The sequence below is a fragment of the Falsibacillus pallidus genome (assembly GCF_003350505.1).
Taxonomy (GTDB): domain Bacteria; phylum Bacillota; class Bacilli; order Bacillales; family DSM-25281; genus Falsibacillus; species Falsibacillus pallidus.
In genome coordinates this window covers 83,887-97,759 of the sequence record NZ_QQAY01000009.1, presented here as the reverse complement: position 1 = coordinate 97,759, position 13,873 = coordinate 83,887, and the positions used below count along the sequence as shown (strand labels likewise).

At 44.8% G+C, this 13,873-nt stretch carries 19 protein-coding genes; 9 read left to right on the top strand and 10 right to left on the bottom strand.

The features are described 5' to 3' along the window. Positions 1-64: 64 nt before the first annotated feature. Positions 65-1,225, bottom strand: coding sequence for an endonuclease Q family protein (locus tag DFR59_RS13780; RefSeq protein WP_114746242.1), 1,161 nt, complete (start codon positions 1,223-1,225; stop codon positions 65-67). After that, positions 1,222-1,776: an NUDIX domain-containing protein gene (locus tag DFR59_RS13775; protein WP_114746241.1), complete on the bottom strand. Its 555-nt coding sequence runs from the start codon at positions 1,774-1,776 to the stop codon at positions 1,222-1,224. Before DFR59_RS13775 ends, DFR59_RS13780 begins: the two co-directional genes overlap by 4 nt. 76 nt (positions 1,777-1,852) lie before the next feature. On the opposite strand from DFR59_RS13775, the gene mciZ reads away from it, so the two are divergent. Together mciZ and DFR59_RS13765 are read left to right on the top strand one after the other, a co-directional pair. Further along, complete coding sequence (mciZ, locus tag DFR59_RS13770) at positions 1,853-1,987, top strand: Z-ring formation inhibitor MciZ (protein WP_114746240.1); 135 nt, start codon at positions 1,853-1,855, stop codon at positions 1,985-1,987. 71 nt (positions 1,988-2,058) lie between these two features. Then, entirely contained in the window at positions 2,059-2,979 is a 921-nt protein-coding gene (locus tag DFR59_RS13765) for an aldo/keto reductase (RefSeq protein WP_114746239.1), read from the top strand. Positions 2,980-3,017: 38 nt separating this feature from the next. Here DFR59_RS13765 and DFR59_RS13760 read toward each other — a convergent pair whose 3' ends face one another. From DFR59_RS13760 to DFR59_RS13740, 5 genes are all read right to left on the bottom strand, one after another. Continuing rightward, positions 3,018-3,554, bottom strand: a complete 537-nt coding sequence (locus DFR59_RS13760) for a GrpB family protein (protein WP_114746238.1) — start codon at positions 3,552-3,554, stop codon at positions 3,018-3,020. After that, positions 3,554-3,811: a YqkE family protein gene (locus tag DFR59_RS13755; RefSeq protein WP_114746237.1), complete on the bottom strand. Its 258-nt coding sequence runs from the start codon at positions 3,809-3,811 to the stop codon at positions 3,554-3,556. Before DFR59_RS13755 ends, DFR59_RS13760 begins: the two co-directional genes overlap by 1 nt. Before the next feature lie 64 nt (positions 3,812-3,875). Further along, the gene (locus tag DFR59_RS13750) at positions 3,876-4,529 is read right to left on the bottom strand and encodes a CoA transferase subunit B (RefSeq protein ID WP_114746236.1); all 654 of its coding nucleotides are present in this window, start codon (positions 4,527-4,529) and stop codon (positions 3,876-3,878) included. Between the two features lie 18 nt (positions 4,530-4,547). After that, on the bottom strand, positions 4,548-5,240 hold the full coding sequence (locus DFR59_RS13745; RefSeq protein WP_114746235.1) for a CoA transferase subunit A: 693 nt from the start codon (positions 5,238-5,240) through the stop codon (positions 4,548-4,550). A 45-nt stretch (positions 5,241-5,285) separates the two neighbouring features. Next, positions 5,286-6,473 (bottom strand): acetyl-CoA C-acetyltransferase, encoded by a 1,188-nt coding sequence (locus tag DFR59_RS13740; RefSeq protein WP_114746234.1) that lies wholly within the window; start codon positions 6,471-6,473, stop codon positions 5,286-5,288. 155 nt (positions 6,474-6,628) lie between these two features. On the opposite strand from DFR59_RS13740, the gene DFR59_RS13735 reads away from it, so the two are divergent. From DFR59_RS13735 to DFR59_RS13725, 4 genes are all read left to right on the top strand, one after another. Further along, positions 6,629-7,522: a hydroxymethylglutaryl-CoA lyase gene (locus DFR59_RS13735; RefSeq protein WP_114746233.1), complete on the top strand. Its 894-nt coding sequence runs from the start codon at positions 6,629-6,631 to the stop codon at positions 7,520-7,522. Positions 7,523-7,582: 60 nt separating this feature from the next. Continuing rightward, the gene (locus DFR59_RS20525) at positions 7,583-7,717 is read left to right on the top strand and encodes a hypothetical protein (protein WP_281269366.1); all 135 of its coding nucleotides are present in this window, start codon (positions 7,583-7,585) and stop codon (positions 7,715-7,717) included. Positions 7,718-7,823: 106 nt separating this feature from the next. Next, a complete protein-coding gene (locus DFR59_RS13730) occupies positions 7,824-8,756 on the top strand; it encodes an alpha/beta hydrolase (protein ID WP_114746232.1) in 933 nt (310 codons plus the stop codon). Further along, positions 8,753-9,649 (top strand): aminoglycoside phosphotransferase family protein, encoded by an 897-nt coding sequence (locus DFR59_RS13725; RefSeq protein WP_158538391.1) that lies wholly within the window; start codon positions 8,753-8,755, stop codon positions 9,647-9,649. Before DFR59_RS13730 ends, DFR59_RS13725 begins: the two co-directional genes overlap by 4 nt. A gap of 165 nt (positions 9,650-9,814) precedes the next feature. Here DFR59_RS13725 and DFR59_RS13720 read toward each other — a convergent pair whose 3' ends face one another. After that, entirely contained in the window at positions 9,815-10,147 is a 333-nt protein-coding gene (locus DFR59_RS13720; RefSeq protein WP_114746230.1) for an iron-sulfur cluster biosynthesis family protein, read from the bottom strand. A gap of 134 nt (positions 10,148-10,281) precedes the next feature. Between DFR59_RS13720 and DFR59_RS13715 the strand changes: the two genes are divergently transcribed. Beyond that, positions 10,282-10,500 carry a CDGSH iron-sulfur domain-containing protein gene (locus DFR59_RS13715; RefSeq protein WP_114746229.1) on the top strand — a complete coding sequence of 73 codons (219 nt, stop codon included), beginning with the start codon at positions 10,282-10,284 and terminating at the stop codon, positions 10,498-10,500. A gap of 151 nt (positions 10,501-10,651) precedes the next feature. Here the strand turns inward: DFR59_RS13715 and DFR59_RS13710 are convergent, their stop codons facing one another. Both DFR59_RS13710 and DFR59_RS13705 read right to left on the bottom strand, forming a co-directional pair. After that, positions 10,652-10,984 carry a YolD-like family protein gene (locus DFR59_RS13710; RefSeq protein ID WP_114746228.1) on the bottom strand — a complete coding sequence of 111 codons (333 nt, stop codon included), beginning with the start codon at positions 10,982-10,984 and terminating at the stop codon, positions 10,652-10,654. Between the two features lie 14 nt (positions 10,985-10,998). Then, positions 10,999-12,261, bottom strand: a complete 1,263-nt coding sequence (locus DFR59_RS13705) for a Y-family DNA polymerase (RefSeq protein WP_114746227.1) — start codon at positions 12,259-12,261, stop codon at positions 10,999-11,001. A gap of 158 nt (positions 12,262-12,419) precedes the next feature. Here DFR59_RS13705 and DFR59_RS13700 point away from each other — a divergent pair, with 158 nt between their 5' ends. Together DFR59_RS13700 and DFR59_RS13695 are read left to right on the top strand one after the other, a co-directional pair. Continuing rightward, positions 12,420-12,788, top strand: coding sequence for a YqzH family protein (locus DFR59_RS13700; protein WP_114746226.1), 369 nt, complete (start codon positions 12,420-12,422; stop codon positions 12,786-12,788). A gap of 188 nt (positions 12,789-12,976) precedes the next feature. After that, positions 12,977-13,810, top strand: coding sequence for an alpha/beta fold hydrolase (locus tag DFR59_RS13695; protein WP_114746225.1), 834 nt, complete (start codon positions 12,977-12,979; stop codon positions 13,808-13,810). Positions 13,811-13,873 lie beyond the last annotated feature (63 nt).

Sequence of the window (13,873 nt, the reverse complement as noted above, 5' to 3'; positions counted from 1 at the left end):
TTTCCTCCTAGAACAGGTTAATTCAAATGTATGCGGACAAGTCTGCCGTTATTCCATTTTCTCGTCATTCGATTTTCCCATAAACTCCTCCGCCGCCTGGCCTTACTTTCAATGTACCGTTTCGTGCTTCCACGATGAGTTCCGCAATCTTGGCAGGGACGATTTCGATCAATTCTTCCCATTTCGATTCGTGGATGGTCGCCATCTCAGTCCCAAAACGAGCAAGCAGCTTATTTAACGTCTTCGGCCCAAGCCCTGGAAGAAATTCAAGCGGCACCTGATGGATATAGGGAGGACGATTCGGATGTTCAGAGGAATCGGATGATAGTTCTTTGATTCTTTTTGAAACTCCTTTAATCAGTTTGCGGCTTCCGCAATTCGGACAAATTTTTTCCTCTCCTGGCCTGCTTCCACAGTCAGCGCAAGAAGTCTCATGATACTTCCCAAGCAGCGGATCCAATCCGTAATTACTTATTATCCCTCGCCCTTGCAATCCTTTCAGCGCATAAACAAATTCTTGAAATGTAGGTTCATTCAGCTTCAATTCTTGATATTCCCTCGCAATTTTCTGAAGAGAGTGTGCGTCAGAGTTTGTGAGAAAAGGATAGCTGTGCAGTTCGAGGATTTGATCAGCCATATGGGTATCAGCACTCAATCCCAGCTCGATAGCATCGATCAGTTCAGGGTCAAACACTTCCGTAATAGATGAAACAACACCTTTCCCAAACAGACTTTTGAACGGAGTAAACACATGGGCAGGGATGAACAGCCCATCCAGTTCTTTGACTTTCCCCTGAAGGGCCCTTCCATCAATGTAGACTCTTTGTGAACTAAGATGGATATTCGTTACATACGGACTGAGCCAATCCGAGAAGTGCTTCATTTTTTCCATCGTCGGAAAATAAGCAAGGACATGCACCGGTCCTTTACAGTTTTCATCATAAATCTCAAGCTCAGATCCCGCAATAAGAGTGACAGTATCCTTATAGACCAGTCCACCCCCACTATGGGTCTTCAAATCCCCTGTAGATGTTAGAAATTCAATTTCTTCTATGACCCCGGGTGAATGACAATCAATGATGCCAACGATGTCCACCCCTTTTTGCCCCATCGAAAATTCAAGGATATTCTGCAAGGTCAAGGATTTGGCACCCGTAATTTTAACAGGTCTTCCATGGAAGTCTCGGCCTATATGGATATGCAGGTCTGCATAGTATGAATTCATCTTTTCCCCTGCAGCTTTTGGATCAGTAGATATTGGACCGCATAAGCTGTCTTTGCATCATAAATTTTTTGATGGAGGACATATTCCTGTGCTTCTTCAAGGCTCAAATGAAGCATTTCCACAAATTCATCTTCATCTGCGGGACGGGCATTTTCTTTCAGTACAACGTCTTTTGCCAGGTACAGATGGACAAGTTCATCTGCAAAACCGGGAGAGGTATAAAAGGAAATGAGGTGTTCCAATGCGCCGCATGTATAGCTGGTTTCCTCCTCAAGCTCCCTCATGGCTGAATCGTATGGATCTTCTCCCGGTTCAAGCTTGCCAGCCGGAATTTCTACAATTGAACGTTCAAGCGCCTTCCGGTACTGCTCCACCATGACGATCTTTCCTTCTTCTGTAAGTGCTATGACGGCTACAGCTCCGGGGTGTTTAATTATTTCCCTTTTAGAAGTTTTTCCGTTTGGAAGCTCCACAATATCTTCTTGCAGTGTGATGATCTTCCCTTTAAAAATTTCTTTTGATTCTATTGTTTTTTCTTCAAATTTCTTCATTTCATCCAGCTCCTCCTGGGTTCTATCTTCATTAGCTTTTCATACATTTTATCATACCCGCCAAGGAGGAATCTTAATGAAGGTGTATATCACTGAAAAGGGAGTAGTAATCGCTGGGAAAGCGTGGGAAATTAAACACTATCTTAAACTGCAGCAGAAGCGGTTTCCCCTTGTTGCTGACTGGATCAATGAATTGTCCAAGCAGTCCTAGGCCTTTCGCTTTGCCTCGTCCCCTCCTTTCCATTAATATTAAGAAAATGACTTATTGGGAGGATGGAACACATGGAAAAGAGACCACTTGGAAATTCCGGATTGCTCGTAAGTAAAATGGGGCTTGGCTGCATGTCGCTGGGAACGGATGAAAAACATGCGCTGTCCATTGTAGAAGCAGCACTTGAAGAAGGCATTAATTACTTTGACACGGCTGATTTATATGACTTTGGTGTAAATGAGGAACTTGTCGGAAAGGCGTTGAAAAATGTCAGGGACGATGTTGTCATTGCAACCAAGGTGGGAAATAGATGGAATGAAGCCAAAGACAGCTGGAGCTGGGACCCTTCGAAATCCTATATCAAATCAGCAGTAAAAGACAGCCTTCATCGTTTGGGGATTGATTATATCGATCTGTATCAATTGCACGGGGGAACCATTGAAGATCCCTTTGAAGAGACCATCGAAGGATTTGAAGAATTGAAGGCAGAGGGTTTAATAAGAGAGTATGGGATTTCCTCCATTCGTCCGAATGTGATTAAAGCCTTTGCTGAGAAATCTTCCATCAAAAGCATCATGATGCAGTACAGCATTCTTGACAGGCGGCCGGAGGAATGGCTGCCGCTCCTCGAAGAGAAAAAGATCAGCGTCGTTGCGAGGGGCCCTCTTGCCAAAGGACTTCTCTCCGATAAAATGCTGGACAAGGCATCGGATAAAATCAAGAAAGAAGGATTCCTCTCCTACACTTATAATGAACTATCTGAATTGCTTTCGTCCATTCAACATAAGCTTTTGAATGATCGGCAAATGACCGAACTTGCCCTCCAATATGTTTTGAGTTCACCAGCTGTTGCCGCTGTAGTTCCAGGTGCGAGCACAGTGGAGCAAGTCAAAAACAATGCCCGTGCAGTTAAAGGAAGCGCACTTTCTAAAGATGAAATCGAACTCATTAGACAACTTGCCAAAAACGATAAATACGAACAGCATCGCTGATATTCGAGGAACAAAAAAAGTCAGGGGAAGGAATGATTCTATTCCGCCCCTGACTTTTTCCATTTTAACGCTTCTTCTTCGATTTCTTTGACCAATGCATCTTTTCCGTCGATATAGGATGCAATATCAAAAGGATATTTCACTGCCAATTCCCTTTTCAAATCACCATAATCCTTTGCCCTGTCAGGATGTTCTCTCAAATAGTCGCGGAAAACAAGGTGCCGTTCAATGTCGGGATGGCCGATTGGATAGATATGCAGATGCGTAAGATGAACCCCGTTTTCATCCAGCCTCTGGAAATACCTTCTCCCAGGAATGCCATTTTCCCCTTTTGCCTTGATGCCCAATTGTCTTTCCATCATAGATGTCTGATCATCTATTTTATTGATATCAGGTACTTCTATCAGAATATCAATAATAGGCTTAGCAGCCAGACCCTCAATGGAAGTAGAACCAATATGATGAATGAACAGCGAAGATTCTTTCCAAAAAAAGTCCTTAAGCCGTCTGGCTTCTTCTTCAAATTGCTTCTTCCAGCCCAATTGAGAATCTTCAACCGTCACCTTTCTCAGCATTATTTGAATTCTTTCCAGTTCATTGAGCTTTCTTCGAAGAGCTCTTCAAACGACTTATTTTTTTCGCGGAGTCTTCGTTCTTCTCTTTTTCTTGCTTCTTCCGCTTCCCTCTTTTCAGCTTCTGTCTGCTCAAGTTCTTTTTGCTTGGCTTTCAACTGCTGTAATAGATCGGGACTTAATGCGTCTTTCAATGAAAGGGAATCTTCTTTTTTCCGATGCTGTGGTTTGGCATGCTGCTGTCGCTTCTTTTTCTTCATGGTGTTTCTCCTTTTTTCCTTCTATTATAGCAAAAAGGGTCTGAAATTTCCGCTGCGGACTTTTTTAAAAGGCTTCGGTCAGTACGTTTTGGTCTACTTTTAATTCCGGTTCTGTCGATGCAAGAATTTCTTCGACTGTATAGCCTTTTGCTACTTCTTTGAGGAGAAGGCCGCTGTCTGTCACATCTATGACAGCCCGGTCAGTGATGATTCGATCGACTACTCCTTTGCCTGTCAAAGGAAGGCTGCATGATTTCAGGATTTTAGGTTCACCGCTTTTGTTGACATGGTCCATAATGACGATGATTTTTCTTGCACCGTGGACTAAGTCCATGGCTCCACCCATTCCTTTGATCATTTTCCCCGGGATCATCCAGTTGGCAAGGTCCCCGTTTTCTGAAACTTCCATTCCCCCAAGGATGGCAATGTCGATATGGCCTCCTCGGATCATGGCAAAGGACTCTGAACTATCAAAATATGAAGCTCCCGGAATTGCCGTTACCGTTTCTTTCCCAGCATTGATCAAATCTGCTTCGACTTCCTCATCGGCAGGGTAAGGGCCTATTCCCAGCAAGCCATTTTCAGACTGCAGGACCACTTGTTTATTTTCTGAAATATAGTTTGCGACCAGGGTCGGCATCCCGATTCCAAGATTCACATAAAAGCCATTTTCAATCTCTTTTTCTGCTCTTCTGGCAATTTTTTCACGATTGCTCATCTTTCAGCTCTCCCTTCTTTATTTTGATTGGACTGTTCTGCGTTCAATTCTTTTTTCCTGTTTTCCTTGGATCAGTCCTTGGACATAGATGCTTGGCGTATGGATATCGTTTGGATTAAGTTCTCCAATTTCATAAAGCTCTTCCACTTCGGCAATGGTCACTTTGCCGGCAGCGGCAATCATCGGATTGAAATTCCTCGCGGTTTTGTTGTAGATCAAGTTCCCCATCTTATCCGCTTTCCAAGCTCTGACTAAACTGAAATCCGCCTTATAGGCTTCTTCCAGAAGATATTCCTTGCCATTGAATTCCCTTGTTTCCTTGCCTTCTGCAATCGGCGTCCCAACTCCCGCAGGTGTGTAGAATGCCGGGATCCCTGCTCCGCCTGCACGGATTTTTTCAGCAAGTGTACCCTGCGGCACCAGTTCCACTTCAATCTCGCCAGATAGTACCTGTCTTTCAAATTCCTTATTCTCTCCAACGTAAGAGCCAATCATTTTCTTGATCTGCTTATTTTTCATGAGAAGTCCAAGTCCCCAATCGTCGACTCCACAGTTATTGGAAATGACCGTCAAATCCTTAACACCTTTTTCAACCAAGGCAAGGATCAGGTTTTCCGGGATGCCGCATAAACCAAAGCCGCCGACCATCAGAACCGCTCCATCATTAATATCCTTCACCGCTTCTTGAAAAGTGGAAAAAACTTGTTTCATGTTTACTCATCTCCTTTTGTCGTTATCAGACAGTGACCTCTTTGCTTAAACCAATTCCACGATTGTAGCCACGCCCTGTCCTCCGCCGATGCAGAGGGTTGCCAATCCTTTTTTCGCTTCCCGCTTCTTCATTTCGTGGATCAGCGTCACTAGGATCCTCGCCCCGCTTGCCCCAATCGGGTGCCCCAAGGCAATCGCCCCGCCATTGACGTTCAATATTTCTTTATTGAAATCCAACTCTTTCCCTACTGCCAAAGACTGGGCAGCGAACGCTTCATTCGCTTCAATCAGATCCATTTCGCTTAATTGCATACCTGTTTTGGCCAATGCCTTTTTCACTGCTGAAACCGGACCGATTCCCATTATGCTTGGGTCTACCCCTGCACTGGCATTTCCTTTAATGACAACAAGCGGTTTGATCCCCAGTTCTTCCGCTTTTGTTTTGGACATTACGACAAAGGCAGCTGCACCGTCATTGATCCCGGATGCATTGCCTGCTGTTACGCTTCCATCCTTTTTGAATGCCGGTCTTAATCCTGCAAGCTTTTCAGCAGTCGTCCCTTTTTTCACATATTCATCTGTCTCGAAAAGAACCGGCTCCCCTTTTCGTTGAGGAATGGCCACAGGAACAATTTCCTCCTTGAACTTTCCTTCCTCGATGGCTTTTGCAGCCTTTGCCTGGCTGGCAGCTGAGAACGCATCCTGCTCTTCCCTTGTCAATTGGTAGGCATCGCACAGGTTTTCTGCTGTGACCCCCATATGATAGTCGTTGAATGCACACCATAATCCATCTGAAATCATGCTGTCGACCATCTTTTGATCGCCCATTTTGAAGCCTTCACGGGCATTCTTTAATAAATATGGCGCCTGGCTCATGTTTTCCATTCCGCCTGCCACAACAACATCGGCATCTCCCGCCAAAATCGCCTGCGCCGCCAAATGCACGGCCTTCAATCCAGAACCGCATACTTTATTGATGGTCATCGCGGAAACGCTTTCAGGAAGGCCCGCCTTAATAGCAGCCTGCCTTGCCGGATTCTGTCCCAGTCCTGCCTGCAGGACATTTCCCATGATGACTTCGTCTACTTGCTCACCCGTTAAACCGCCTCTTTTTAAGGCTTCCTTTATAACAACTGCCCCCAACTCCGGAGCCGAGATATTTTTTAGGCTTCCATTGAAGCTTCCAATTGCAGTACGAACTGCACTTACGATGACTACTTCCTGTTTTTCCATTGCAGTTTCCTCCTGTTCAATAGTTAAAGTCACTATTTTAATTTCGATGTAAATAAAAAAATTCCTCTAATTTTGTCAAAAATCGTATTATTCTTGCTTTTCTGCACAAAACGTTTTTACAATAAATTGATTGCACATGGAAGGGAGTTTTTATGATGGATTTTCTAAAAGAAGCTGTATTGATTGAAGTCGGCCCCCGGGACGGTCTGCAGAATGAGAAAAATTTCATTCCCACTGAAGTCAAAAAAGCTTTTATTCATAAGTTGAAGCAAGCAGGGTTCAAGGAGATGGAACTGACGTCATTTGTGTCCCCCAAGTGGGTGCCGCAGATGAAAGATGCTGCTGAAATTGTCGGGTCCTGTCTGGACAATAGAAGGAACTTTGTCCTAGCCCCAAATCAAAAAGGTATTGAAAGAGTCATGGAAACAGATTGCCGGGCCGTTGCTGTTTTTGTAGGAGTGAGCGATTCTTTCAACAAAAAGAATATCAACAAATCAACCCGTGAAAGCATGGATGAACTCAAGCCGTTGATTGGCCAATTAAAAGAAAAGGGGTACTTTGTCCGCGCCTGCATCTCGACTTCCTTTTATTGTCCATATGAAGGGAAGATTTCTGAAGAAGCCGTTCTTGAACTCTGCAGGGAATTTGCAGAAGCTGGAGTCGATGAGCTGAGTGTGGCAGATACCATCGGAATGGCTGTTCCTTCAGAGTCCTATTCCTTATTTTCGAAGATCAAGGCGAATTTGCCGGATACTTTATTGACAGCACATTTCCACGATACAAGGAAGATGGCACTCGCCAATATATATGCTGCATTGCAAGCAGGCATCACTAGATTTGACACTTCAGCAGGCGGTCTTGGAGGCTGCCCGTTCGCACCCGGCGCTACAGGGAATGTGGCCACAGAAGATGTAGCATATATGCTCGAAAGGATGGGTGTCCACACCGGAATCGATCTGGACACGCTCGTCGAAGCGGTCGATCTTGTGGCTCCCCACCTTTCCAGGACCATTGAGACTGGATATTATCGTTTATCGAAAGCAGAGTGAATAATTCACGCTCCTTTCGAAAAAATTAAAGCGTATCCAACTTGAAGGGAGCAATGAAAAATGAGCCAAAAACGAGATAAAGGAAATAGCCAGAAAGGAACGGTGACAGCTGGGGTCGATATTAAAAATACCGTTTCTGCCGAAGAAGTGGAGAAAGTGGTTCACCCTGCTAAAGATCAAAATTCCGAACAATGATTGAATTATTCTGAAGGAGCCGGTTCACGGCTTCTTTTTTTTAGACCAATTCCAAATCCAAATGGTAAAATAAACTAAAAGGAAAAGGAATAATGGGGGACTGACTATGAAGAAGAAATGGCTTGGTGCCATAGGGAGCGCTGCCCTGGCGGCTTCTGGTCTTGGCGTATACCTGTCCAATCGTTTGATGTATTACAGAAAAAAAGAAGAGCAATTTATCCTCGACCGAGAAGTTTCTGCCAAAAGAATCGATCTTAAACGTTATGAGGAACTGCCAAAAGAAGAAGTCTGGATCCATTCTTCCTACGGCTATCCTTTAAAAACGGTTTTCATCAAACCCTTTCCTGAGTCGAAAAAATTCATGATTTTTGCCCACGGGATTTCGGAAAGCAAAACCAATTCCATCAAATATATGAATCTATTCCTCAAGTTCGGATTTAATGCGGTCTTATATGACCACCGTAGACACGGGGAGTCCGGCGGCGAAACAAGCAGCTACGGCCACTATGAAAAACATGATTTAAAAAATGTGGTAGATGAACTTTTAATACGGGAAGGCGAAAATACTTTTTTCGGCATTCACGGGGAATCGATGGGAGCAGTCACTACCCTCCTTTATGCAGGGACGCTTGAAGACCGTGCAGACTTTTATGTTGCGGACTGTCCATTTTCTGAATTCAGCGCCCAAGTGGCCCACCAGTTAAAACGTGTGTTAAAAATACCGGGTGAATGGCTGATGCCGCTTGCTGACGTCTTTCTTAAGCTAAGGGACCGCTATTCTTTCAAGGATGTTTCCCCACTTCAGGCTATTCAACATATCGAAAAGCCGATTCTCTTCATCCACAGTCTTGGGGACGATTTCATTCTTCCAGAAATGTCGAAGGATCTTTTCGACCATAAAAAAGGGCCGAAGAGAATCTATCTCGCTGAAAAAGGGGCCCACGCCCAATCACTGAATGAAAATCCGGAAGACTATGAACGTGCAGTATCCGGTTTTCTTGCCGATTTTTTCCCCGGAAGGGAATGGCCAAACCTATGAGTACTTCTAAATTCCATAGAATCATTGCCGGCATTCATGGAGAAAATGGGAAACGCTGGCTGAGTGAATTGCCGGCGCGGCTTAAAAAATGGCAGGAAGAGCATCACGCTGACATACTCCCCCCTTTTGAGCTCAGCTATAATTACGTGGCTCCCGTCAAATTTCATGATGGCCGGTCCGCAGTATTCAAATTGGGGTTTTCCTCAAAAGAAATCGTTCAGGAAATTCATGCGCTCGAAAACTTCAAAGGCGGAAACATTGCGGGAATATTGGAGGCAGACCCAGACAATGAGTGGCTGCTGATCGAACAGCTCACCCCTGGAAAGATGCTGAAGGAATCGACTGTATCTGACAGTGAAGGCGTCAAGATTGCTGCATCCATTCTTCCAACCTTATGGGAAAAACCTTCTACGGATGACTTTCCAAAAGTCAAGGATTGGGCGAAAGGATTGGAGAAACTGCGCAGTCGTTTTCAAGGCGGAACAGGCCCCCTTCCCCCTCATCTCGTAGAAAAAGCAGAATTTCTTTTCTCCCATCTGCTTGAAAATGAAAGGGAAGTCTTTCTTCTTCACGGCGACCTTCACCACGGGAATATCCTGTTTGATGCGGATAGAGGATGGACAGCCATCGATGCAAAAGGGCTGATTGGGGAAAAAGAATATGACTGCATCCAATTTTTAATGAATGAACTGCTTGAACAAAGCAATCCGTTCGAAATCTTGTCTCACAGGATTGACCTCTTCTGCGAACTGCTGCATCTGGATCCTGAGCGGATGATTCAATGGGGATTCTGCCACAGCGTCCTTTCTGCCTCCTGGAGCACAGAAGAAGGCGGCGACAGCTGGAAATGGGGAATCAGCTGTGCAGAGTTATTTGACCGTTTGCTTTCATAAAGAACAAAAGCGTAAGCGCCTCAATCAGCCCCGACCAGCATAAGACGGAACTCGAAGGAAATCCTGATTTCTGTAGAGGTACGGCTTATGACTCGAGGGGCTAGGCGCTGGAGCTGGACGTCGAAAAAATCCACGCCCCCTGCTTTCGGGACATGGATTTTTTGTCTAGTTGGTGAGGATGAAGCTCATCCTGCCATTTAAGATTTGGTTCGGACTTTTTAATTGGTATGCGTTGCTGCTGGCAGAGTAATCAATTTTCAAGTCTTCATCAAAAAACACCAATTTGGATTTTTCCATATAAATCGGCATTCCGTTTGTCTCCATCTCAATATCCTCGCCTTGGTCCAGCTCATCCTGCCCAACGGCCATCAAAGTAGGGACGCCGCTCATGACGCAGCCGCAGCCTTCTGTTTCATATTTTAATTTCAATACTTTACCGCTTCCATTGATTTTCTCTTCTATTTTGGCAAGCGCTTCAGTCGTGATGGTAATGTTCATATCTTGTACGCTCCTTTCGATGGTTCATGGCTTTAGTTTAACATAAGGAATCTTTTTTTCCTTCCGTCTTGCTTTTTTAGCTGTTTCCTTTTACCATCATACTATCTGTTAATTTTAAGAAGGGGTGGATTAATTTGACAAAAGTTCAGATCAAAGTAAATGACAACGGCGGCTATCGTGTAATGGGAGATGTTGAGCTCATTGATGCAGAAGGCAACGTATTCGAAACAAAGCAAGCTTTTACCCTTTGCCGATGCGGCCTTTCTTCCAAGCTGCCATTCTGCGATGCAAGCCACAAAGGCAAGTTCGAATCCTGCGTCCGCGCTGAGAAAGTATTGGATGATAAAGAATAATTTCTAGAAAGGACAGCAGCGTGCTGTCCTTTTCTTATTCATAGGCTCTTTTCTCAAAAAGAGCCTGGATACTCCAGTTCAACGCGCAAAACCGGTAATTTCACGTTAAAATCGGCAGTAAGATTTTAACAACAATGTTTACGAAAACAGCCTATTCGTAAAACCGGATATCCACTATGTTTTCCATGAGGAGGTACTCGGGGTGGTCAAATTGGTCTACTGTGTGGAGCCTCTGTTGAAGCGGGTCAAAGTAATGGATGAATCCGATAAAAAGTTCGTATTGCCTTGAGGCATAATGGGTGATCGCCACCTGCCTCCTTTCCTCCATTGCTTCAGCGGCGATGCTGTTCAGCTCTTCCAGCTGCTGTTCATCGAGCTCGATTTTTTCCTTGAATGTATCCTCCTTTGCCCAATCGCGCAGCATTTTCACGTGCTCCGGAAGCATCATGGAGGTCCATTTAATTCTTCCTCTATCGCGGATCATATGCATCCCTCCTCTTAAGATTTATGTCCTCCCACTAATTTCGCACGGTACAGGGCCGTACCTGCTTCTGTATAGGAAACAGCCCTGAGCAGGGAGCCTGAACCGAAGCGCCGGCGGATGGAATCCATGACGAACCCCAGCTCCCGCTTCTGTCCACGGTTGAGTTCGAATAAACTCAGCTGCATTTCCCTGTCCTCTACAATGTTGGAAAGCGTAACAGAAATCTGCCTCACCGTTTTATGGCTGTAATTTTCATGGAACAGCTCCAGGCAGGTCTTATATAAATCCATCGTGATATTTGTCGGCTGCTCCATCGTCCTTGCACGGTGGAAACCGCCTCCGAACTCTTCCTGGCTGTAGCCGATTCCCAGGCTGATGGTCCTGCCGGCTTTCCCGTGCACCCTCGCCCTCCTTGCCACTTCTTCGCAGATCTCGAGAATGACGTGCTTCACCTCTTCCTCCTCCTTGTAATCCCGGAGAAGGATCTGACTTTTGCCGAAGCTTATCTGCCCTTCCATGATCGGTGCCCCGATATCGGAAAGGTCCACTCCCCAGGCATGATAATAAAGCTGATTTCCCATGACCCCAAATTTCGCTTCCAGCTTTTCAAGATCATAGCGGGCAATCTGGCCGACCGTGAAAATCCCCATGCGGTTCAAGTTCCGCTCCATCCTTCTTCCGATCCCCCACATTTCGCTCAGCGGCGAAACAGTCCATAGTTTCTCCGGAACATCTTCATATGTCCATTCGGAAATGCCTTTTTTCTTTGCTTCCAAGTCCAGGCATAATTTAGCCAGGAGCATATTCGGACCAATTCCGATGGCACAGGGCAGCTGGAACTCCCTTTCGATTTCGTCTTTGATCTTCCGGGCGATGGTATGGGCATCCCCCCAGATATGATCAGTGCCATCAACTTTGAGGAAGCTTTCATCGACACTGTACGTATGGATGGCTTCCTTCGGGACATAGCGGTGGAACAAGCGGGTGATCTCAGTTGAAATCCGAAGATATGTGGCCATTTTGGGCTCGATGAATTGAATGCGCGGATCATTTGGGACTTCAAACATGCGCGATCCCGTCTTGATGCCAAACTCCTTCTTCATCTTTGGAGAGGCTGCCAAAACCACACTGCCCTTCCGCTCTTTATCCCCCACAATGGCAATATAGGATTCCAATGGGTCAAGTCCTTCCATTACCGCTGAACAGCTGGCATAAAAGCTTTTCATATCGATACAGAGGATTTTATGCCGGGGAAGCATACGATAATCGACAGTCATCATTTTCACCTTCATTACTCTGCAAAATTAAAACGAACACTTGTTCTAGTATATGTATGATTGTAATCGAATATACGTTCGCTTTCAATGAAAAAATTTTTCCTCTGCTGCTGAATACTAGCATTGATACACGCTATAATCATCCTGAGGTGTAGAATATGAATAGAAAAATTTTACATAAAATGATTGAACACTGCTTTTTGCAGTATAACCATGTAAGGGACTCCATTCCATTGAGTGCGGAAGAATATGATGAATTGTCGGCAAGGGTAACCGAGGAGAAGAAAAAACAGCCCGATAGCGAAATTCACGAGCTGGTGGAAGATGTCGTTTATGAGTATTTGACGCAGCAAGTTGCATCTCTAAAAGAATTTCCTGCACTTTTCGCAATAAGGTGCAGAGTGCCCCCGCTTTTTTCTGCAGTGGCAGCTCGGGCATTCTATATAGGGCTCATCAGAAGGGCCAAGGCCGCCAAATCCCTTTTGGAAAAATCCTTTCATCGATCCTTCAAGTTTGTTCAGTATTAATGCTGGAACGGAAATGATAAAACCGATTAAAATTAAAATGAGAACTAAAGTCATTCACACTACTCCTTTCCCTTCCTACTCCTACGAAGCAGCAAACAAATAGTTTCAATCAATATCCAAAAAAAAGGATAAAAATTCTATTTGTCGAAGCTTTAGTTAAAGTGAAATTTTATGGAGGGTTTATCAATATGTGGGAGAAACGAATGATTGAAACATCCAGAGGAACGTTTGAACTGTTTACAAAGGGAGAAGGACCGCCTCTTTGCACAACACATTTGTACAGCGAATTTAACGAGAAAGGAAATCTGCTCGCCTCATCATTAGCAGACCATTATACAGTCTATCTCGTAAATTTGAGGGGAAGCGGTAATTCAACAGGAGACACCACCCGATTCAGTCTGGGGATGACCGATGCAGTAGGGGATTTAGAAGCGGTACGGCAAGCTCTGAATATCGATCAATGGACATTCGCCGGACATTCAACAGGAGGGATGCTTGCATTAAAGTATGCCATCATGCATCCGGAAAGCCTGACTAAAATCATTGCCGGTGGCTTATGTGCGTCCTCGGATTATATGCGCCACAAAGGCAGCATCTATTGTCCTGAAAATCCGAATAATGCCCGTATCAAGGAAATATTAACGATACTTGGGAACCAATCATCCACCATTGAAGAAAGAAGGAACGCAGGGAAAGAATGGACGCTGATGTCGTTATATGATCCAAAGACATATGAAATGATGTCGTCCAGGCCAAATAGCGGGAAAAGTGTAGCAAGCAGACTCGATTATTTTTCTTATAAAGAACTGCCGGAATTTGATTTGCGAAAACAGCTAAAAGAAACGAGCACTGAGGCATACCTCTATTCAGGGCTATACGATACTCAATGCCCGCATAAGTTTTCCTTAGAAGCAGCAACCATCATGCCAAATGGGTCGATGACAACTTTTCATTTCAGCAATCATTATCCGTATATCGAAGAAGAAGAGTCATTCAGGGAGTTCGTGGCACAAACACTCTAATGCCGCGGGTTATCTGCATGATGAATTAGCTCATACAAAAAGCCGCAGGACCCCCTGCGGCTT